This window comes from Burkholderia sp. BKH01, assembly GCF_025685725.1.
Taxonomy (GTDB): Bacteria; Pseudomonadota; Gammaproteobacteria; order Burkholderiales; family Burkholderiaceae; genus Burkholderia; species Burkholderia pyrrocinia_C.
In genome coordinates, this window is the sequence record NZ_JAOTQT010000002.1 from 231,073 (window position 1) to 252,396 (window position 21,324).

The following is a 21,324-nucleotide window of genomic DNA, read 5'->3' on the forward strand; positions in this document are numbered from 1 at the left end:
CGAATGAACGTTCATACGCAGAAATCGCTGATCGCAGGCCCGGTCGGACAGATCGAAATCGCGGTCGACCTGCCCGACGCCGTGCGCGAAGGCGGTGCCGCGCCGCGCGGCATCGCGCTCGTCGCGCATCCGCATCCGCTGTTCGGCGGCACGATGGACAACAAGGTCGCGCAGACCCTGGCGCGTACGCTCGTGCAGCTCGACTACGTCGTCTACCGGTCGAACTTCCGCGGCGTCGGCGCGACCGAAGGCGTGCACGACAACGGCACCGGCGAGGCCGACGACCTGCTCGCGGTGCTCGCGCACATGCGCGCGCAGCCCGCGTATGCGGACCTGCCGCTCGTGCTCGCGGGCTTCTCGTTCGGCACCTTCGTGCTGTCGCACGTCGCGAAGCGGCTGCGCGACGCGGGCGAGTCGATCGAGCGGATGGTGTTCGTCGGCACGGCCGCAAGCCGCTGGCAGGTGGCCGACGTGCCGGAGAACACGCTCGTGATCCACGGCGAAACCGACGACACGGTGCCGATCGCGTCGGTGTACGACTGGGCGCGGCCGCAGGAGCTGCCGGTCGTCGTGATCCCCGGTGCCGAGCATTTCCTCCACCGCAAGCTGCATGTGCTGAAGCGCATCATCGTCGACGCGTGGCGCTAGCCGGCGCGCGGGCGCCGGCATAACGGCCGGCGGCTCGCGTCGCGTACCCGGCATCCGGCACCCGCCGAATGCACGATCCACCCGCGCGACATCGCGCCGCACCGCGAGGCGCAACCCGACTTGCGCCCCGCCTGCGCGCGCCTTTCGCGCGGCTTCGAGCGATTTCCCGCAGCGTGTCCGCGCTATCCTCCTGACGCCTGTGTGCTGCCGTCCTGCAATCGTGCGGTGTTCGGCGCCAATCGGCACCGGTGTACTGCGCCTTCGCGTCCATGGCGGCGTTGCAAATCCTCGCGATGCCGCTGCGCATCGCTGCGGTTTGCGCGTTGCCATGAGCACGAATCCGCCGGCGCATCAGCACCGCCTGGCACTGGACGCTACACCCGGTTCCCGAAAACGCCGTTCGCGGCCACGTATAATGGCCGCATTTCGCGTCGCCCGCGGCCCGGCTGGGCCCATGCGGCGCTCGTTTCGCCGCCTGTCCGCCCGCTCGCGACGGCCGCGAACCGAACGCGTCCGCACGAGTCCAACCGGCGCGTTTCGCGTCGCCCGACGATGTCGGGCGAGTGCCCGAAACGCCTACCGCCTTGCCGTTCAACCCTGCGCGTTTCGCACCGCACTTTCTGCCATCAGCCTGAATCGATCATGCGTCTGTCTCCCCAAGGCCTCAAGTCCCTCGCTTCCTCCATCGCCTTCGGCACCGCCGCGCGCAACGTCGCGCTCGGCGTGATGCTGCCCGTCGCGCTCGCGTCGACGATCGTCGTCGCCGAGGCGAAGCCGGCCGCCAAGGCCAAGGCCGCGCATGCGGCGCCGGCCGCCGCTGCCGAGCAGTTCACCGGCGCGCCCGCGGTCTACATGCCGGGCGCGGTGCCGCCGCCGGGCGTGAATGCGCGTTCGTGGGTGCTCGTCGACGCGACGAGCAACACGGTGCTCGCATCGGGCAATGCGGACGAGCGTGTCGAGCCCGCATCGCTGACGAAGCTGATGACGGCCTACCTGGTGTTCGAGGCGCTCGACAAGAAGAAGATCTCGATGGAGCAGATCGTCACGCCGAGCGAAGCGGTGCGCCGCGTCGGCCGTGACGAGTCGCGCATGTTCATCGAGGCGAACAAGCCGGTGTCCGTGCACGACCTCGTGTACGGGATGATCATCCAGTCGGGCAACGACGCCGCGATCGCGCTGGCCGAACTCGTCGGCGGCAGCGAAGGGCAGTTCGTCACGCTGATGAACGACGAGGCGCAGCGCCTCGGCATGAAGGGCACGCACTTCGCCGACGTGAACGGCATGCCCGACCCGAACCACTACACGACGGCCGGCGACCTCGCGAAGCTGTCCGCGCACCTGATCCGCGATTTTCCGCAGTACTACAGCATCTTCTCGGAGAAGGAATTCAAGTACAACAACATCCGCCAGGGCAACCGCAACCGTCTGCTGTGGCTCGACCCGACGGTCGACGGCCTGAAGACGGGCCATACGCAGGCGGCCGGCTACTGCCTGATCGCGTCGGCGAAGCGCGCGATTCCGGGTGTCGACGGCCAGCGCCGCCTGGTGTCGGTGATGATGGGCGAGCAGAAGGAAGGCGAACGCACGCAGGACAGCATGAAGATGCTGAACTACGGCTATAGCGCGTTCGATTCGGTGCGCCTGTTCAAGGGCGGCCAGGCGATCTCGACGCCGCGCATCTACAAGGGCAAGGCGAACACCGTGCAGGTCGGCGTGAAGGGCGACCAGTGGGCGACCGTGCCGCGCGGCCTCGGCGACAAGGTCAAGACGGAAGTCGACGTCAACGCGCCGCTGATCGCGCCGCTCGCGGAAGGCCAGCAGGTCGGCACCGTGAAGATCGTCGCCGACGGCAAGACACTGTCCGAATTCCCGGTCGTCGCGCTGCAGGCCGTGCCGGAAGCCGGTATCTTCGGGCGTATCTGGGACTCGATCCTGCTGATGTTCAGCAAGAAGAAGTAAGCACGACGGGCCTTTGTTTTCACGACTTCATCCCCATCTGTCATCACCATGAGCCAAGCCGAATTCGAACCGATCGTCTACCTCAGCGTGTCGTCGCAGGAGGAGCTGGTGCCGCTGTCCGAAGCCCGTGTGCCGGTGCTCGACCGCGGGTTCATCTTCGGCGACGGCGTGTATGAAGTCGTCCCCGTTTATGCGCACGACGGCGCGCACGTGCCGTTCCGGATCGAGCAGCATCTGGAGCGGCTCGCGCGCAGCCTGAAGAAGATCGGCATCGACAACCCGCACGATGCCGCCGGCTGGCGCGCGTTGATCGAGCGCGTCGTCGCGGCGAATGCCGAAGGCCTCGGCGACGGCAACGCGCTCGTCTACCTGCAGGTGACGCGCGGCGTCGCGAAGCGTGGCCATGCGTTCCCGGCGAACGCGGTGCCGACGGTGTTCGCGATGACGAGCCCGCTGCGCCTGCCGTCGGAAGAAGAGCGCGCGAAGGGCGTGCGTTGCGTGACGGCCGAGGATCGTCGCTGGCTGCATTGCGACATCAAGTCGATCTCGCTGCTCGGCAACGTGCTGATGGCGCAGCATGCGGCCGAACGTGACGCGTTCGAGACGCTGCAGTTGCGCGACGGCTACCTGACCGAAGGCTCGTCGTCGAACGTGTGGATCGTGAAGAACGGCGAGCTGATCGCGCCGCCGCGCAGCAACAAGATCCTCGAGGGGATCCGCTACGCGCTGGTCGAGCAGCTGGCCGACGAATGCAAGATCCCGTTCGTCGCGCGCGAGATCAGCGAAGTGGAGTTGCGCGCGGCCGACGAAATCATGATCACGTCGGCCACGAAGGAAGTGCTGCCCGTCACGTCGCTCGACGATCTGCCCGTGCAGGGCGGCAAGCCGGGCCCCGTATTTGTGGCGCTGTATGACGCGTACCAGCGTGCGAAGGCACGCGAGTTTGAACAGTTTGACCTAACCCGGAGAAAATGATGAGCGAACCGACCAAAACCGTCGAGGTCACCGGCGCGATCGAGACCCGGAAGGAGTCGCTGCTGGAGTTCCCGTGCGATTTCCCGATCAAGATCATGGGCAAGGCGCACCCCGAGTTCAAGGACACGATCTTCAAGGTCGTCGCCGTTCACGACAACGAGATCGATGTCGAGAAGATCGAGGAGCGCGCGTCGAGCGGCGGCAATTACACGGGCCTCACGATCACCGTGCGCGCGACGAGCCAGGAACAGCTCGACAACATCTACCGCGCACTGACCGGCCATCCGATGGTCAAGGTCGTACTCTAAGCGCCTCCTTCCTGCGCGAACTCGGCGGGGGTCTTCCCCGCCGCGCGCCGCGCGTCTAGTTCGTCGCACAGCCGCTTGTATTCGGCGACTTCGTCGAGCAGCCAGGTCCTGAACGCCTGCACGCGCGGCGTGTTCAGCAGCGGCGGCGGACACACGAAAAAATAGTGCCACGGGCTCGGCCCGTCGATGTCGAACAGGCGCACGATGCGCCCGTCCAGCAGATCGTGCACCGCGAGCGAGCGCCGCACGAGCGCGATGCCCTGGCCGTCGATCGCGGCCAGCAACAGGTTCGACGAATCCTGGTACAGAATCCCCCGCTTCGGCTCGGTCAGCGTATCGAGCCCGGCCGCGTCGAACCATGGCCGCCACAGCTCGTCGTCCGAGCGCAGCAGGTTGTAGTGCACGAGATCGGCCGGAGTCTGCGGCAGCTTGCCGCCGTTCAGCGTCGGCGCGCACGCCGGAAAAAACACTTCCTCGAACAGCGGCTCGACATGCAGCCCCGGATAGCTGCCGAAGCCGAAGCGGATCGCGAGATCGACATCGTCGCGCGCGAAATCGGTGAGCGAGTTGGTCGACTGCAGTTCGACGTCGATTTCCGGATGGCGCTCGATGAACGTGCCGATGCGCGGCGTGATGAAGCGCGCGGCGAATGACGACAGCATCGACACCACGAGCCGCCGGTCGCGGTCGCTCGCGCGTACGTCGCGCGTCGCGTCGGCGATGACCATCAGCGCGGTGCGGATCTGCTGCGCGTAGCGCATGCCGGCGTCGGTCAGGCACAGCCGCTTGCCGTTGCGCGTGAAAAGCTGCACGCCGAGCTCCTCCTCGAGCGCGCGCACCTGGTGGCTGACCGCGCCGTGCGTGACGTACAGCTCGTCGGCGGCGCGCGAGAAATTCTCGTGACGGGCGGCGGCTTCGAACGCGCGAATTGCGTTCAGCGCAGGCAGCTGGCGGAGGTCCATTTGCTAATTTTCCTCACATCGACGTGAAAATTGGTCGTTTGGTCGGACGCCTTCAAGTGACTACGATTGTAGCCATCGAAGCATTTATTGGCGGAGTCGATCATGCAAGAAATTTCTTCAAGCATCACGTTCGAAATCCCCGCGGGCGAAACCGTGCCGATGAAGGTGCAACGCAGCACGCGGCTGATTGTCCAGTGCGGGCCGATCTGGGCCACGCGCAGCAACGACGTCGACGACTACTTCCTGGTCGATGGCGAGACGCTGAAGCTGCGCCGCGGCGAGCGGCTGTGGCTCAGCGCGGAAGGCCGGGAGGGCGCGTGCGTCGCATTCTCGGTGTCGCGGCCGACCAGGGAAGTCGCGCTTGGCGGGCTGGCACGGCTGCGCGAACGCTTGACCGCGCTGTTCCATGACGGATGGCGCACTGTTTGATCGGCATTTCCTCCGACGGATACTGACCATCCGTCCCTTTCCCGGGCCGGCGAGACCCATGGGTTTTCGGTAAACTACCGCCCATGTCCGTTTCGCCGGTTTCCATCGTGTCCACGCCTGTCGCCGTTTCCGCATCGCCCGCCGAATCGCCGGTTCACCCGGTCACCGTGCGCTGGCGGGGCGTCGAGGCCTACGAGACGAGCTTCGACGCGATGCGCGCGTTCACCGACACGCGCACGGCCGACACCGGCGACGAGATCTGGGTGGTCGAGCATCCGCCCGTCTACACGCTCGGCCAGGCGGGCGACCCGGCCCACCTGCTGGTGGCCGACAGCGGCGTGCCGCTCGTGAAGGTCGACCGCGGCGGGCAAATCACTTATCACGGCCCCGGCCAGATCGTCGCCTACCTGCTGCTGGACTTGCGCCGGCGCAAGCTGATGGTGCGCACGCTCGTGACGAAGATCGAGGAGGCCGTGATCGAAACCCTCGCGGCGTATAATCTCGCTTCGGTCCGCAAGGCGGGCGCGCCGGGGATCTACGTGGCATCCGGCATGCACGAAGGCGCGAAAATCGCGGCCCTCGGCCTGAAGATCCGCAACGGCTGCAGCTATCACGGGCTGAGCCTGAACGTGAAGATGGATCTGCGCCCGTTTCTTGCGATCAACCCGTGCGGCTATGCCGGACTGGAAACTGTCGACATGGCGAGCCTCGAGGTTGCCGCCGACTGGAACGACGTCGCCCACACGCTGGTGCGCCGTCTGATCGCCAACCTCGACGGCGCATCCGCGGCCGCCGACAAGCCGCAGGCACTGGAACAATCGAATGACTGACGTTACCGCTTCTCCCGCACCGGCCGATTCGGCCGCGACCCCTGCCTACGATCCGACCGCCAAGCAGAAGGCGCAGGCGAAGACGGCGCGCATCCCGATCAAGGTCATTCCGATCGAGAAGCTGAAGAAGCCCGAGTGGATCCGCGTGAAGGCAGCCACCGGCAGCTCGCGTTTCAACGAGATCAAGACGATCCTGCGCGAGCACAACCTGCACACCGTGTGCGAGGAAGCGAGCTGCCCGAACATCGGCGAATGCTTCGGCAAGGGCACCGCGACGTTCATGATCATGGGCGACAAGTGCACGCGCCGCTGCCCGTTCTGCGACGTCGGCCACGGCCGCCCCGATCCGCTCGACACCGATGAGCCGAAGAACCTCGCGCGCACGATCGCCGCGCTGAAGCTCAAGTACGTGGTGATCACGAGCGTCGACCGCGACGACCTGCGCGACGGCGGCGCCGCCCACTTCGTCGAGTGCATCCGCGAAGTGCGCGAGCAGTCGCCGGAAACGCGCATCGAGATCCTGACGCCGGACTTCCGCGGCCGTCTCGACCGCGCGATCTCGATCCTGAACGCCGCGCCGCCCGACGTGATGAACCACAACCTCGAAACGGTGCCGCGCCTGTACAAGGAAGCGCGCCCGGGTTCGGACTACGCGCACTCGCTGAAGCTCTTGAAGGACTTCAAGGCGCTGCATCCGGACGTCGCGACGAAGTCGGGCCTGATGGTCGGCCTCGGCGAGACGGAAGAGGAAATCCTGCAGGTGATGCGCGACCTGCGCGCGCACGACGTCGACATGCTGACGATCGGCCAGTACCTGCAGCCGTCCGAGCACCACCTGCCGGTGCGTGCGTACGTGCATCCGGATACGTTCAAGATGTACGAGGAAGAGGCGTACAAGATGGGCTTCACGCACGCAGCCGTCGGCGCGATGGTGCGTTCGAGCTATCACGCCGATCTGCAGGCGCATGGCGCCGGGGTGGTCTGAGCGCCGCGTCAGCGTTACCGCAGCCTTCACGCAGTCGAAAAAGCCCGCAGCGATGCGGGCTTTTTTGCTGGTGCGGCTGCGATCCCTGCATTCGCACGACAATCGCCATCCGACCGGACGCACGATCCGGTTCAGCGTGGAAAGCAAAGCTGAAACGGCATCGATAGCTTCGCAGGATAAGTTCGCTCCCGCCGCGCGCAAAGCTCCTATAGTCGGCTCTCCCGCAGCAATGCCCGCATTCCGAAGGAGAGCCGCATGTCCCGTTTCAGCTTCATTCGCCGCGCCGTCGTCGCGCTGACCGCCTTGGCCGCGCTCGGCGCGGCGCACGCCGAATCGCGTGAAGTCGTGATCGCGTACCAGGACATGGTCGTGCCGTGGCGCTATGCGCAGGCGAGCGGTGAAGTCGAAAAGGCGACCGGCTACAAGGTCAGCTTCCGCAAGCTCGACAGCGGCGCCGACGTGATCCGCGCGCTCGCGTCGGGCTCCGTGCAGCTCGGCGAAGCCGGGTCGAGCCCGATCGCGGCCGGCCTGTCGCAGGGGCTCGATATCTCGCTGTTCTGGGTGCTCGACAACATCAACGACGCCGAGGCGCTCGTCGCGCGCAACGGCTCGGGCGTCACGAGCGTCGCGGCGCTGAAGGGCAGGAAGATCGGCGTGCCGTTCGTGTCGACGTCGCATTTCCATACGCTCGTCGCGCTGCAGGCCGCGGGCGTCAATCCGAACGACGTGAAGATCGTCAACCTGCGTCCGCCCGAAGTCGCGGCCGCGTGGGCACGCGGCGACATCGACGCGACCTATATCTGGGATCCCGTGCTGGCGAAGGTCAAGCAGTCGGGCACGGTACTGACGACGTCGGGCCAGGTTGCGAAAGAAAGTGGCAAGGCGACCTTCGACGGCTTCGTCGTGAGCCGCAAGTTCGCGCGCGAGAACCCCGAGTTCGTCACGCGCTTCGTGAAGGTGCTCGCGGCCGCCGATGCCGACTACCGCGCGCATGCGGCCGCATGGAATGCCGGCTCGCCGCGGGTCGCGGCGGTGGCGAAGGTGTCGGGTGCGAACGCGCAGGACGTGCCGGCCAGCCTCGCGCTCTACGCATTCCCGACGCCGGCCGAGCAGGCGTCGCCGACGTGGCTCGGCGGCGGTGCGCAATCGGGCGCCGCGAAGTCGCTCGCGGCCACGGCCACGTTCCTCAAATCGCAGGGCACGATCCAGACGGTGCTGTCCGATTATTCGGCCGGCGTCGATCCGCAGTTCGTGCAGAAGGCCGCGCGCTGAGCGCGGTGATTTATCTCGGAGCCCTCGATCATGAGCACGCTGGAAGTCCGTCAGGTATCGGTTGCCTATCCGGGCGAGCGCGGTCGGCCGACGACGCAGGCGCTCGCGCGCGTCGACCTGCGCATCGATGCCGGTGAATTCGTCGTCGCGCTCGGTGCGTCCGGGTGCTGAAAGACGACGCTGCTGAACTGCATGGCCGGCTTCGTCGCGCCGACGACCGGCGGCGTGCGCGTCGACGGCGTGCCGGTCACGGGCCCCGGTGCCGATCGCGGCGTCGTGTTCCAGAAATATGCGCTGCTGCCGTGGCTCGACGTGCTCGACAACGTCGCGCTCGGGCTGCGTTTCGCGCGCGTGTCGAAGGCCGAGCGCGAGGCGCGGGCGCGCGAGATGCTTGTGCTGGTCGGGCTCGAAAAGCATGCGCATGCGCGCGTGTACGAACTGTCGGGCGGGATGCAGCAGCGTGTCGGTATCGCGCGTGCGCTCGCGAGCGACCCGCGCGTGCTGCTGATGGACGAGCCGATGGGCGCGCTCGACGCGATGACGCGCGGCACGATGCAGGCGCTCGTGCTCGACGTATGGGCACGCACCGGCAAGACGGTGTTCTTCATCACGCACGACGTCGAGGAGGCGCTGTTCCTCGCGACGCGCCTCGTCGTGATGACGCCCGGCCCCGGCCGGATCGCGGAAACGTTTGAGTTGCCGTTCGCGCGTCGCTATGTCGAATCGCGCGACGCGCGCGCGGTGAAGTCTTCCGCGGATTTCATCGCGTGGCGCGAACGGTTGATCGCGTATCTGCATCGCGACGAAGCGGTCGGAGTGGCTGCGTGACGAGCGAGCTCGCGCGGCAGGGCGCGTCCGTTGGGCGCGGCCGGAACAGTACTTTGCACAGGCAGGACGGCATGAGCACGCAGGATTCGTGGACGGCCGATCGTACGGCCGCAGGTTTCGAACCGGACGATCGCACGACGCGGCGCCAGACGGCCGCACGCGCCGTGCGCGTCCCTCATCCATCGCGTCGCTACCGCTTGCCGGGGCAGGGAAAGACCGCCGGGCTGAGCGTGGCGACGGTCGTGGCGCTGGCGGTGTTTTGGTGGGTCGCCACCCATCGGCAATGGCTGCCGCCGCTGTTCCTGCCCGCGCCGGAAGCCGTATGGACGGCCTTCGTCGACGCGTGGCACGGCCGCATCCAGGGCGGCCTGCCGCTGTCTGAGCATCTGCTGTGGAGCGCCGCGCGCGTGTTCGGTGCGTTCCTGCTCGCGACCGCAATCGGCGTGCCGGCCGGCATCCTGATGGGCGTGAGCCGCGTCGCGCGCGGCGTGCTCGATCCGCTGCTGGAGTTCTACCGGCCGCTGCCGCCGCTCGCGTACCTGCCGCTCGTCGTGATCTGGTTCGGCATCGACGAAACGGCGAAGCTCGTCGTGATCTTCCTTGCATGCTTCGCGCCGATCGCGATGGCCGCGCGCGCCGGCGTGCGCGCGGCGACGGTCGAGCAGATCAACGCCGCGTATTCGCTCGGCAGCAGCTTCGCGCAGATCGTGCGCCACGTCGTGCTGCCGGCCGCGCTGCCGGAGATCCTCACCGGGCTTCGGATCGCGATCGGCTTCGGCTGGACCACGCTCGTCGCGGCCGAGATGGTCGCCGCGACGGCCGGGCTCGGGCAGATGGTGCTGAACGCATCGAGCTTCCTGCGCACCGACATCGTCGTGATGGGGATCCTGATCATCGGCGCGATCGCGTGGCTGTTCGATCTCGCGATGCGGTGGGTCGAGCGGCGGGTGGTGCCGTGGAAGGGGAGAGGATAGGGGCGGCACGGCGCGCGGGGGATATACGCCGGGTGTATGGCGCGACGCGTGACGGCGATGAGCGTACAGGGTCGCGAATAGAACGGGCCGGGTTTCGTGTCGATCGAAACCCGGCCCGTTCTGAATGATGCTGTCGGCAATGCCGCGACGGCTTACCAGCGATAGCCTGCGCCGGCGCCGACTGCCACGGTGCCTCGTGTATTGGTCGACCCGGACGCCTTGACGACCCAGCGACCGTTGCGGGTAGCAGTCGACAGGCCGAACGCGACGGCCGACTGACCGCTGTACGTGCCGCCGGCGATCGATACCATGCTTTCGCCCGCCAGCGATGCTTGCGGCAGGTTCGCGATCGCGACGGCGGATGCGATGCCGCCGCTTGCGTCGCGCCGGTAGTGATCGATGTCGGATCGAACGCTGCCGATCTGGTCGTTCAACTGCTGCACGTTCACGGCATCGGTCGGCGCGGTGCCGGCCTTGACGTTGGTGATCTGCCGTTCCTGTCCCGGCGCGCCGACGGACACCGTGTCGTCGCGGTCGGCGACGGAGTTGTTGCCGAGCGCGACCGAATTCTTGCCCGAAGCGATCGCGTTGTTGCCGATCGCGAGACTGTCCTTGCCGGATGCGCTCGATCCCTGGCCGAGCGCCATCGCGTTCGAGCCGGTCGCGCCGGAGCCGTCGCCGAGTTGCGCCAGCTGGTTGCCGTGGTCGCCCGCCGGCGGTTTGACGGCCGGGCCGTTCTGCTCGATGTTCGACAGGCGCTTGTCGAGTGAATCGAAGCGGCTCTGGAATTGCTGCTGCGTCGAGAAGAGCTGCCCGCCGTTGACGGCCTGCATGCCGCTTGCAACGATCGCGCCTGGCCGTACGTTGTCCAGCAGCGTGCCGCCGACCCCGCCGAGCGTCGCGCGTCCGAGCGTCAGGTCGTCGTACACGATCGCGCCGAGCGGCTTGCCATTCGGGTCGATCAGGCCGGTCGCCTTAAGCTGCGCGACCGTCACGGCGTCGGTATCGCCAGTGCCGTTCGACAGCCCGGTCAGCGTGCGCGTGCCGGTCGCGCCGGCGACGTTGACCGACGTGCCGCCCTTGTCGGCGCCGATCGAGATCGCGAGACTCGCCGGGTCCTGCCGCACGAGGCCGGTCGTGCCGTTGTCGAGCCGTGTGCCGAGATCGCTGACGTCGTAGCGGATCGACTTGACGTCGGCTTCGGTCGTCGACACGCGCCCGTCGAGGTTCGTCAGCGCACTGCCGACATTGGTGAAGGTCTGGCCGTCGATCTTGTAGCTCGGGCCGCGCACGGACCCGTCCGCGTTGACCGCGGCGTCGCCGCCGAGCGCGTCGACGACGGGCTTGAGCTGCGACAGGTTGGTCGCATCGGTGTCGCGCGTGCCGGCGCGGAGATTGACGAGCTGACGTTCGTTGCCGGTGTTGCCGATCGACACGGTGTTTGTGCGGTCGGCGACGCTGCCCTGGCCGAGTGCGACCGCGCCATGCGCGGTGACCTTCGTGTCCGCGCCGAGCGCGAGGGCGCGGTTCGCATTGACGTTCGACGAGACGCCGAACGCGTTCGAGCGGTCGCCGTGGACGTTCGCGTTTTCGCCGACGGCGACGGTAGCTTGCCCGTCGGCAACGGCTTTCGCGCCGATCGCGATCGCCGAGTAGTCGCCGCCGGTTTCGCCAAGCGCTTGCGCGCCCGGTCCTATCGCGATCGCGCTGGCGCCGGACGCGATCGGATCGCTGCCGTCACCGCCGAGAATGACCAGGTTGGTCTGGATCAGGTCGTCGGTGGCATGGCCGTAGCACGGTGCGAGCGCGGCGAGCGCGAGGGCGAATGTCGTGAGTCTGGCGGCAGGTGTGCGCTTCGGCTTGATCGAAGCGCGCGAGCGTGCGCGCGGAATACCGGAGCGAATGGCGATGACGCTTGTCATATGAATCGTAGTCCTGATTGATTGATGTCGTGTGTCAGACGGCCGGACGATGCACGTGCGACTCACCGAACGGAGCAGGTACGATGTACCGCCGTCGGTGAAGACATGTCCGTATCGGATGGCCTCGAACCGGGGCAATATACGGTTCGTCGAAGGCGCCGTCGATCAGACAGTTACGAAAATGATGACGTCGCTAATGGGACAAATCGTATGTGGGGAGGCTGGCGGGGGGGCGTAGCCGCGATTCGATGGGCGGCCACGGAAATCGGTCGTTTGTATGTGTGGTGCTAGGAGCGGCGCGCGACGGGTCACGCGCGCTGCCGCGGACGGGGGGCGTCCGTCACTCTCCCATCGCAACCCCTTCCCGCCGCGGGTCCGCGCCGCCGAACCACACCGTCTGCCCCTGTACGTTCAGCCGCTGGATGCCCTGCAGCCCCGAGTTCATCTCGACGACCTGCACGTCGTGCCCGCGGCCCTTGAGCCCTTCGGCGAGCGCGTCCGACACGCGGCCGCGCTCGAGCTGCGTCGGCCCGTTCATCGACCCGAAGTTCGGCAGCGCGATCGCCTGCTGCATCGTCATGCCCCAGTCGAGCACGCCGACCAGCGTCTTCGCGACGTGATTGATGATCGCGGGGCCGCCGGCCGAGCCGACGATCATCGTCACCTGCCTCGTCTTCTTGTCGAACACGAGCTCCGGCGACATCGCCGAACGCGGCCGCTTGCCGGGCTGCACGCGGTTCGCGACCGGCCGGCCGTTGTCGTTCGACACGAACGAGAAATCGGTGAGCTGGTTGTTCAGCATGAAGCCGCGCACCATCAGCCGCGAGCCGAACGCATCCTCGATGCTCGTCGTCATCGACAGTGCCTGGCCGTAGCGGTCGACGATCGCGATGTCGGACGTCGACGGCAATTCGGGGCTGCGGTCGTCGGCCATCGCGAGCGTTGCGCCCTGCGGTGCGCCGGCCTGCGCGATGCCCATGCTGTTGTCGCCGATCAGCCGCGCGCGCTGCGCGAGATAGGTCTTGTCGGTGAGGCTTGCCCAGTTGCCGCCCGGCAGCGGCACGAAATCGGGATCGGCGACATAGCGCGCGCGGTCCGCATACGCGAGACGCCCGGCTTCGCTGAACAGGTGCGCGGCGAACGGCGTCGGCTCGTAGCCGACGTCGTTGCGCACCGGCTTCTGCGCGCCGATCTGCTGCCAGTCGGGCATCGCTTCGAGGATGCCGAGCATCTGCGCGATCGCGAGGCCGCCCGACGACGGCGGCGGCATCCCGCAGACGACCGAGCGCCGGTAGTCGGCGCACAGCGGCGTGCGCACCTTCGCCTTGTAGCGCGCGAGATCCTGGAGCGACAGCAGGCCCGGATTGGTCGGGTGCTTGCGTACCTTGGTGACGATGTCGCGCGCGATTGCGCCGGTGTAGAACGCGTTCGCGCCGCGGTCGGCGACCTGGCGCAGCACGGTCGCGAGCGCGGGGTTCTTCAGCACCGTGCCGGCCGCCTTCGGCGTGCCGTCCGGGTTGTAGAAGTACGCACGCGCGGCCGGGTCGTTCTTCAGGTACTTGTCGTTCGCGATCAGCGTCGCGAGCCGCGGGCTGATCGTGAAGCCGTGCTCGGCGAGCCGGATCGCGGGCTGGAACAGCCGGCGCCACGGCAGCTTGCCGTGTGCGCGGTGCGCGGCGTCGAGCATGCGCAGCACGCCCGGCGTGCCGACCGAGCGCCCGCCGACGACGCCTTCGTAGAAGCCCATCGGCTGGCCGGTCGGCCCGTAGAACAGGCGGTCGGTCGCGGCGGCCGGCGCGGTTTCGCGGCCGTCGTACGCCTGCGTCGCGTTGCCGTCGAAGTACAGCATGAACGCGCCGCCGCCGATCCCGGACGATTGCGGCTCGACGAGCGCGAGCACCATCTGCGTCGCGATCGCGGCGTCGATTGCGGTGCCGCCGGCCTTCAGCATCTCGTAGCCGGCCTGCGTCGCGAGCGGGTTCGCGGCCGCGATCATGCTGTGCTGCGAAGTCCAGCCCGGCTTGTCGACCCAGCCGGACGACAGCTCGGGCGCATGGATGCCGGGCAGCGGCGCGGCTGCGCCCGACGCGGCGGCAACCGGGACGACGGCGCCCGACGGCGCGGACGGGGACGTGCAGCCGGCGTTGAACGCGACGAGCGCGACGGCGGCGAGCAGCGTCCAGGGACGCGAATGCGGACGAATCCGGTCGAACATTGAACCCTCGGCAGCAGTGAATTCGAATGAAGCGATGGTGCGGGCGCAACGGGGCTGCGCGCCCCGGCGCGCTATTGTCGCCGCGGGGCCGGCGGATTGTCACCCGACAGGAAACCCTGACGCATCCCGCCGGGCCCGCCCCGGCCGGTCTTTCCGGCCTGTTCGAGGATGAACTCTATGAACGTGGACGTCGCGCGCGTGTGGTGCCGGTTCGGCATGTAGAGCATGTACATGTGCGTGCCGAAGATGCTGAGCCGGTACGCGTCGAGCGACGTGACGACGGCGCCGCACCGCATGTCGTCCTGCATCACGTAGTCGGGCACGATGCCGACGCCGATCCCCGCGAGGATCGCCTGGCGCAGGAACAGGAAGTTCTCCGAAATCAGCGTCGGCTCGAGCAGCACCTCGTGCCGCTCGTCGCCGAGATACGCGGCGATCCTGAGCTGGCGGCCCATCACCGTCGCGGTGACGACCGGCGCGGCGGCCAGCGCGCCGAGGCTCGCGGGCATCCCGTGCGCGGCCGCGAACGCGGCCGACGCGCACGCGATGTAGCGCACCGCGCCCATGTCGCGCGCGACGAGGTTCTGCGGCGGCTCGGGCATCACGCGTACCGCGATGTCGATCTCGTCGCGCATCAGGTCTTCCACGCGGTTCTCGAACACGACGTCGAGCACGATGCCCGGATGCAGCTGCTTGAACGCGAGCAGCCATTCGGACATCACCATCTGCCCATAGCCACTCGGCACCGACAGCCGCACGCGGCCCTGCAGGTCCTGGCCGAGCGTCGTCACCGATTCCTCCGCGGCGAGCAGTTCGTTGCGGATGCGCCGGCCGTGCTCGTACAGCTTCAGCCCGATCTCGGTCGGCTCGATGCGCCGCGTCGTGCGCCGCACGAGCTGCTGGCCGATCGAGCGCTCGAGCTGGTTCAGCCGGTAGCTGACGTTCGCGCGGCTCATCTTGAGCCGCTGCGCGGCCTTGCTGAGATTGCCGGCGTCGAGGATCTCGACGAGCAGCGTCAGCGCGTTCAGGTCCATGCGTTCGCTCCTGATCCGTCCCGTTTAACGGTCGGAAAGCATTCAGTGTCAAGTCAGACTTGACAGCTTGTAAAGGCGTGCGGGAATTGTCAATGAATCTCGATCAATCGAGAATCGATGCATGTCTGGTGCATATGACAGGACAGGAGACACCATGAATTCACCCACCTCACCCCAAGCCGGCACGGTCACGCGCGAGCGGCGCGACAAGGTGCTCGTCGTCACGATCGACCATCCGCCCGTCAACGCGCTGTCGGCCGACGTGCGGCGCGGCCTCGCCGGCGCGCTCGACGCCGCGCAGGCCGACGACGCGATCCGCGCGGTGCTGATCGTCGGCGCCGGCCGCAACTTCATCGCGGGCGCCGACATCCGCGAGTTCGGCAAGCCGCCCGTCCCGCCGTCGCTGCCCGATGTATGCGAGCGGATCGAGTCCAGCGCGAAGCCGGTCGTGGTCGCGCTGCACGGCGCGACGCTCGGCGGCGGCCTCGAAGTCGCGCTGGCCGCGCATTACCGGCTCGCGGTGCCCGGCGCGAAGCTCGGGCTGCCCGAAGTCACGCTCGGCCTGCTGCCCGGCGCGGGCGGCACGCAGCGCGCGCCGCGCCTGATCGGCGCAAAGGCCGCGCTCGACCTGATGCTGACGGGCCGCCACGCGAGCGCGGACGAAGCGCTCGCGCTCGGCCTCGTCGACCGCGTCGCGCACAGCGACGACACGCTCGCCGAAGGCCTCGCGTATGCGCAGGAACTCGTGTCGCTCGGCGCGCTGGCACGCCGCACGCGCGATGCGCAGGGGCTCGCCGATCGGGCGGCCGCGCAGGCCGCGATCGACGCGGCGCGCGCGGAGCTGCAGAAGAAGTCGCGCGGGCTGTTCTCGCCGGCGAAGATCGTCGAAGCGGTCGAGGCCGCGCTCACGCAGTCGTTCGACGCGGGGATGAAGTTCGAACGCAGCCTGTTCCTGCAATGCATCGACAGCCCGCAGCGCGCGGGCCTCGTGCATGCGTTCTTCGCGGAGCGCGAAGCCGCGAAGGCACCCGAGGCGCGGCGTGCGAGCGCGCGGCCGGTCGAGCGGATCGGCGTGGTCGGCGGCGGCACGATGGGCGCGGGCATCGCGGTCGCGGCGCTCGACGCCGGGCTGCCGGTGACGATGATCGAACGCGACGAATCGTCGCTCGCGCGCGGCCGCGCGCACGTCGAGAAGGTGTACGACGGCCTCGTCGCGAAAGGGCGAATGACGCCGGCCGCGCACGCGGCGCGGCTCGCGCGCTTCAAGGGCAGCACGTCGTACGACGCGCTCGCGCAGGCCGACGTCGTAATCGAGGCCGTGTTCGAGGACATGGCCGTGAAGAAGGCCGTGTTCGCCGAACTCGCGCGCGTCTGCAAGCCGGGCGCGGTGCTGGCGACCAACACGTCGTATCTCGACATCGACGAGCTGGCCGCCAGCATCGACCGACCGGCCGACGTGATCGGCCTGCATTTCTTCTCGCCGGCCAACGTGATGAAGCTGCTCGAGATCGTCGTGCCGGCGCGCGTCAGTGCGGACGTCGTCGCGACCGCGTTCGCGCTCGCGAAGCAGCTGAAGAAGACGCCGGTGCGCGCGGGCGTATGCGACGGCTTCATCGGCAACCGGATCCTCGCCGTCTATCGCACGGCGGCCGACTACCTGATGGAAGACGGCGCGTCGCCGTACCAGATCGATCGCGCGGTGCGCGAATTCGGCTTCCCGATGGGGCCGTTCCAGGTGGTCGATCTCGCGGGCGGCGACATCGGCTGGGCGACCCGCAAGCGCCGCGCGGCAACGCGCGATCCGCGCGCGCGCTACGTGGAGATTTCCGACCGGCTGTGCGAGCGCGGCTGGTTCGGGCAGAAGACGTCGCGCGGCTATTACCTGTATCCGGACGGCGCGCGCGTCGGCACGCCGGACCCGGAAGTCGAAGCGATCGTCGCGGCAGAACGCGCGAAGAAGGGCGTCACGCCGCGCACGTTCACCGACGACGAGATCCTGCGCCGCTACCTCGCCGCGATGATCAACGAAGGCGCGAACGTCGTGCACGAAAAGATCGCGCTGCGCCCGCTCGATGTCGACGCGGTGTTCCTGTACGGCTACGGATTCCCGCGCTATCGCGGTGGCCCGATGCACTACGCGGACACGATCGGCCTCGCGAACGTGCTCGCCGATATCCGCGCGTTCGCGAAGGAAGATCCGCTGTTCTGGAAGCCGTCGCCGCTGATCGTCGATCTCGTCGCGCGCGGCGCGGATTTCGCGAGCCTGAACCGCATCGACTGAACGCCAACCGCATTCGCAACGGACCGAAGATGGACCTCGATTTCACTCCCGAAGAGGAAGCCTTCCGCACGGAAGTGCAGCGCTTCCTGCAAGCCGAACTGCCCGAGCGCATTGCGCGCAAGGTGAAGGGCGGCCTGCACCTCACGAGCGACGACATGCGCGAATGGCATGCGATCCTCAACGCGCGCGGCTGGCTCGCGAGCCACTGGCCGCGCGAGTACGGCGGCCCCGGCTGGAGCGTCGCGCAGAAGTTCCTGTTCGACAACGAATGCGCGCTCGCGGGTGCGCCGCGCATCGTGCCGTTCGGCGTGAACATGCTCGGCCCGGTGCTGATCAAGTACGGCAACGAAGCGCAAAAGCGCCACTGGCTGCCGCGCATCCTCGACGGCACCGACTGGTGGTGCCAGGGCTACTCGGAGCCGGGCGCCGGTTCCGATCTCGCGGCGGTGAAGACGAGCGCGGTGCGCGGCGTAGACGCGCAGGGCGAGCACTACATCGTGAGCGGCCAGAAGACGTGGACCACGCTCGGCCACTACGCGAACATGATCTTCTGCCTCGTGCGCACCGCGACCGACGTGCGCAAGCAGGAGGGCATCAGCTTCCTGCTGATCGACATGAACACGCCGGGCGTCGAAGTGCGTCCGATCATCACGCTCGACGGCGAGCATGAAGTGAACGAGGTGTTCTTCACCGACGTGCGCGTGCCGGCGGAAAACCTCGTCGGTGACGAGAACCGCGGCTGGACCTACGCGAAATTCCTGCTCACATACGAGCGCACCAACATCGCCGGGATCGGCTTCTCGACGGCCGCGCTCGACCGGCTGCGCGCGGTGGCCGCGAAGGTGACGAAGAACGGCCGGCCGCTCGCGGACGATCCGTTCTTCGCGGCGCGTGTCGCGCGCGTCGAGATCGAGCTCGAGAACATGCGCACGACCAACCTGCGCGTGCTGGCCGCGGTCGCGGGCGGCGGCGCGCCGGGCGCGGAAAGCTCGATGCTGAAGATCCGCGGCACGCAGATCCGCCAGGAGATCACGTCGCTGATGCGGCGCGCGATGGGGCCGTACGCGCAGCCGTTCATCGACGAGGCACTCGATGCCGATTACGACGGCGAACCGGTCGGCCCGGACGACGCCGCGAGCGCCGCGCAGCAGTACTTCAACAACCGCAAGCTGTCGATCTTCGGCGGCTCGAACGAGATCCAGAAGAACATCATCGCGAAGATGATGCTCGGGCTGTAACGAGGGACGCGACGATGGATTTCCAGCACACAGAAGACCGCCGGATGCTGGCGGACACGTTGAACCGCTTCATCGCCGAGCAGTACGCGTTCCCGGTGCGCGATCGCATCGCGCAGTCGGCCGAAGGCTTCGATCGCGCGATGTGGCAGCGCTTCGCCGAGCTCGGCACGGTCGGCGCGCTGTTTCCCGAGACCGACGGCGGCTTCGGCGGCGCGGGCTTCGATATCGCCGTGGTGTTCGAATGCCTCGGGCGCGGGCTCGTCGTCGAGCCGTTCCTCGGCGCGCTGCTGGCTGGCCGTGCGCTGTCGCTCGCCGGTGGCGATGCGCATCGCGACAAGCTCGCGGCGCTGATCGACGGCAGCGCGAGCGCCGCGTTCGCGCACGACGAGCCGGGCTCGCACTACGAGCTGACGACCGTGCGCACGCGCGCCGAACGCTCGGGCGACGGCTGGGTGCTGACGGGCGCGAAGGGCGTCGTCGACCAGGCCGCGCAGGCGGCGTTCTTCGTTGCCAGCGCGCGCACGTGCGGCCACGACGACGATGCGGCCGGCATCGGCCTGTTCGTTGTGCCGGCCGATGCGCCGGGCGTATCGCTGCGCGATTACCGGAAGATCGACGGCGGTCGCGCGGCCGAGGTGCGCTTCGATCGCGTTGCGCTGCCGGCCGATGCCGCGCTCGGCGAGCCGGACGGCGACGGCGAAGCGGGCGCGGCGCTGCTCGAACGCGTGCTCGGGTACGGGCTGCTCGCGCTGTCGGCGGAAGCGCTCGGCGCGATGGACGTCGCGAAGGAACACACGCTCGACTACCTGCGCACGCGCAAGCAGTTCGGATTGCCGATCGGCAGCTTCCAGGCGCTGCAGCACCGGATGGCCGACCTGCTGCTCGAAGTCGAGCAGGCGCGTTCGGCCGTGATCAACGCGGCCGCGCAGCTCGATGCGCCGCGCGCGGTGCGCGAACGCGCGCTTGCGGCGGCGAAATACAGCATCGGCCGGATCGGCACGCTCGTCGCCGAGGAGAGCATCCAGTTGCACGGCGGGATCGGGATGACGTGGGAGTTGCCGCTGTCGCATTACGCGAAACGCCTCGTGATGATCGATCACCAGCTCGGCGACGAGGATCACCATCTCGCGCGCTACATCGCGCTGTCGAAACAGTAGAAGCGAACGACGCGAACGGAGGAGACAAGGATGACGAACGAACCGCGCGCATTGCCGCTGGCCGGCGTGAAGGTGCTCGATTTCTCGCGCGTGCTCGCGGGCCCGTGGTGTGCGATGGTGCTCGCCGATTTCGGCGCGGAGGTGATCAAGGTCGAGCATCCGGCGCGCGGCGACGACACGCGCGACTGGGGGCTGCGGATCGGCGATACCGAGACTACGTATTTCAACAGCGTGAATCGCAGCAAGCGTTCGATCTGCGTGGACCTGCAGACCGAAGAAGGGCAGCGCATCGCGCGTGAGCTGGCCGCGCAGGCCGACGTGCTGGTCCACAACTTCAAGTTCGGCGGCGCGGAAAAGCTCGGCCTCGGCTACGACGCGCTGGCCGAACTGAACCCGCGCCTCGTGCACTGCGCGATTTCCGGCTACGACCGTTCGGGCGCCGAGGCCGCGCGGCCCGGCTACGACCTGGTCGTGCAGGGCGAGGCCGGGCTGATGGCGCTGAACGGCGAGGCCGGCCAGCCGCCGCTGAAGTTCGGCGTCGCGGCGGTCGACCTGTTCACCGGCATGTATTCGGCGCAGGCGATCCTCGCCGCGCTGTACGAGCGCCATGCGACCGGGCGCGGGCGGCGCATCGAGATGGCGCTGTTCGACTGCGGGCTGATGATCACCGCGTACTACGGGCTCGATGCGCTGCTGATGGGCGAGGACCCGCCGCGCTACGGCAACGCGCATCCGTCGATCGTGCCGTACGGCGTGTTCGACGCGGCCGACGGCCCGCTCGTGATCACGGTCGGCAACAACACGCAGTTCGCACGCTTCTGCGAGGTGATCGAGCGGCCCGATCTCGCGGCTGACGCGCGCTACAAGACCAACCTCGGACGCTCTGAAAACCGTGCCGATTTGCTGCCAGAGCTTCGCCGCGAACTCGCGCGCAGGTCGCGCGCGACGCTGCTTGCGGCGCTCGCCGATGCAGGCATTCCGTGCGGCGAAGTGCTCGGGCTGCACGAAGCGCTGAGGTCCGAGCGTGCGACCAGCGCGGGACTCGTCACACGGCAGCCGCATCCGGTCGCGGGCGGTGTCGACGTGCTCGCGCCACCGTATCGTTTCGACGGTGCGCGGCTGCCGGTGCGCGGCGCACCGCCGGTGCTGGGCGCGGATACGGACGCGGTGCTCGGCGGCTGGCTCGGGATGTCGGCCGACGAGGTTGCGCGGCTTCGTGCGGATCGCATCGTGTAACGCGTTTTTTACCGCCGCGGCGCGTGCGGATCGATTGACGCGCCGGCCATTCACAAGACAACCCTCGCGAA

The 21,324-nt window shown here is 68.1% G+C and carries 17 protein-coding genes and 1 pseudogene; 14 read left to right on the forward strand and 4 right to left on the reverse strand.

The annotated features are described in order from the left end of the window. The first annotated feature begins 3 nt into the window (after window positions 1–3). The 4 genes from OEJ37_RS04015 to OEJ37_RS04030 all read left to right on the forward strand — a co-directional run bounded on the left by OEJ37_RS04015 (window position 4) and on the right by OEJ37_RS04030 (window position 3,890). Window positions 4–648: an alpha/beta hydrolase gene (locus tag OEJ37_RS04015; protein WP_047899129.1), complete on the forward strand. Its 645-nt coding sequence runs from the start codon at window positions 4–6 to the stop codon at window positions 646–648. 642 nt (window positions 649–1,290) lie between these two features. After that, window positions 1,291–2,607, forward strand: coding sequence for a D-alanyl-D-alanine carboxypeptidase family protein (locus OEJ37_RS04020; RefSeq protein ID WP_175919456.1), 1,317 nt, complete (start codon window positions 1,291–1,293; stop codon window positions 2,605–2,607). A 48-nt stretch (window positions 2,608–2,655) separates the two neighbouring features. Continuing rightward, window positions 2,656–3,582, forward strand: a complete 927-nt coding sequence (locus tag OEJ37_RS04025; RefSeq protein WP_175919455.1) for a D-amino acid aminotransferase — start codon at window positions 2,656–2,658, stop codon at window positions 3,580–3,582. After that, on the forward strand, window positions 3,582–3,890 hold the full coding sequence (locus OEJ37_RS04030) for a YbeD family protein (RefSeq protein WP_011546305.1): 309 nt from the start codon (window positions 3,582–3,584) through the stop codon (window positions 3,888–3,890). Before OEJ37_RS04025 ends, OEJ37_RS04030 begins: the two co-directional genes overlap by 1 nt. On the opposite strand, the gene OEJ37_RS04035 is transcribed toward OEJ37_RS04030, so the two are convergent. Further along, the gene (locus OEJ37_RS04035; RefSeq protein WP_175919454.1) at window positions 3,887–4,852 is read right to left on the reverse strand and encodes a transcriptional regulator GcvA; all 966 of its coding nucleotides are present in this window, start codon (window positions 4,850–4,852) and stop codon (window positions 3,887–3,889) included. The genes OEJ37_RS04030 and OEJ37_RS04035 overlap by 4 nt on opposite strands. Window positions 4,853–4,954: 102 nt before the next feature. Here OEJ37_RS04035 and OEJ37_RS04040 point away from each other — a divergent pair, with 102 nt between their 5' ends. From OEJ37_RS04040 to OEJ37_RS04065, 6 genes and pseudogenes are all read left to right on the forward strand, one after another. Next, window positions 4,955–5,281: a DUF2917 domain-containing protein gene (locus tag OEJ37_RS04040; protein ID WP_174421277.1), complete on the forward strand. Its 327-nt coding sequence runs from the start codon at window positions 4,955–4,957 to the stop codon at window positions 5,279–5,281. Window positions 5,282–5,364: 83 nt separating this feature from the next. Beyond that, window positions 5,365–6,111 carry a lipoyl(octanoyl) transferase LipB gene (gene lipB, locus OEJ37_RS04045; protein ID WP_174421278.1) on the forward strand — a complete coding sequence of 249 codons (747 nt, stop codon included), beginning with the start codon at window positions 5,365–5,367 and terminating at the stop codon, window positions 6,109–6,111. Beyond that, entirely contained in the window at window positions 6,104–7,096 is a 993-nt protein-coding gene (lipA, locus tag OEJ37_RS04050; protein ID WP_174421279.1) for a lipoyl synthase, read from the forward strand. The genes lipB and lipA overlap by 8 nt, the downstream gene beginning before the upstream one ends. A 255-nt stretch (window positions 7,097–7,351) precedes the next feature. Beyond that, the gene (tauA, locus tag OEJ37_RS04055; RefSeq protein WP_263343274.1) at window positions 7,352–8,368 is read left to right on the forward strand and encodes a taurine ABC transporter substrate-binding protein; all 1,017 of its coding nucleotides are present in this window, start codon (window positions 7,352–7,354) and stop codon (window positions 8,366–8,368) included. 30 nt (window positions 8,369–8,398) lie between these two features. Further along, window positions 8,399–9,196 (forward strand): annotated as a pseudogene (locus OEJ37_RS04060) (taurine ABC transporter ATP-binding protein). A 71-nt stretch (window positions 9,197–9,267) separates the two neighbouring features. Further along, complete coding sequence (locus OEJ37_RS04065; protein WP_263343275.1) at window positions 9,268–10,170, forward strand: ABC transporter permease subunit; 903 nt, start codon at window positions 9,268–9,270, stop codon at window positions 10,168–10,170. A 152-nt stretch (window positions 10,171–10,322) separates the two neighbouring features. Here the strand turns inward: OEJ37_RS04065 and OEJ37_RS04070 are convergent, their stop codons facing one another. From OEJ37_RS04070 to OEJ37_RS04080, 3 genes are all read right to left on the reverse strand, one after another. Next, window positions 10,323–12,092, reverse strand: a complete 1,770-nt coding sequence (locus tag OEJ37_RS04070; protein ID WP_174421283.1) for a YadA family autotransporter adhesin — start codon at window positions 12,090–12,092, stop codon at window positions 10,323–10,325. A 340-nt stretch (window positions 12,093–12,432) separates the two neighbouring features. Continuing rightward, complete coding sequence (ggt, locus tag OEJ37_RS04075) at window positions 12,433–14,307, reverse strand: gamma-glutamyltransferase (RefSeq protein WP_263343276.1); 1,875 nt, start codon at window positions 14,305–14,307, stop codon at window positions 12,433–12,435. A 71-nt stretch (window positions 14,308–14,378) separates the two neighbouring features. Further along, entirely contained in the window at window positions 14,379–15,341 is a 963-nt protein-coding gene (locus OEJ37_RS04080; protein ID WP_263343277.1) for a LysR family transcriptional regulator, read from the reverse strand. Window positions 15,342–15,495: 154 nt separating this feature from the next. Here OEJ37_RS04080 and OEJ37_RS04085 point away from each other — a divergent pair, with 154 nt between their 5' ends. The 4 genes from OEJ37_RS04085 to OEJ37_RS04100 are packed head-to-tail and all read left to right on the forward strand — an operon-like array spanning window position 15,496 to window position 21,253. Further along, entirely contained in the window at window positions 15,496–17,622 is a 2,127-nt protein-coding gene (locus tag OEJ37_RS04085; RefSeq protein WP_175919449.1) for a 3-hydroxyacyl-CoA dehydrogenase NAD-binding domain-containing protein, read from the forward strand. A 29-nt stretch (window positions 17,623–17,651) separates the two neighbouring features. Continuing rightward, the gene (locus OEJ37_RS04090; protein ID WP_174421287.1) at window positions 17,652–18,860 is read left to right on the forward strand and encodes an acyl-CoA dehydrogenase family protein; all 1,209 of its coding nucleotides are present in this window, start codon (window positions 17,652–17,654) and stop codon (window positions 18,858–18,860) included. Window positions 18,861–18,874: 14 nt separating this feature from the next. Then, a complete protein-coding gene (locus tag OEJ37_RS04095) occupies window positions 18,875–20,017 on the forward strand; it encodes an acyl-CoA dehydrogenase family protein (RefSeq protein WP_263343278.1) in 1,143 nt (380 codons plus the stop codon). Window positions 20,018–20,047: 30 nt separating this feature from the next. Beyond that, window positions 20,048–21,253, forward strand: a complete 1,206-nt coding sequence (locus OEJ37_RS04100) for a CaiB/BaiF CoA transferase family protein (protein WP_174421289.1) — start codon at window positions 20,048–20,050, stop codon at window positions 21,251–21,253. The last annotated feature ends 71 nt before the right edge of the window (window positions 21,254–21,324 follow it).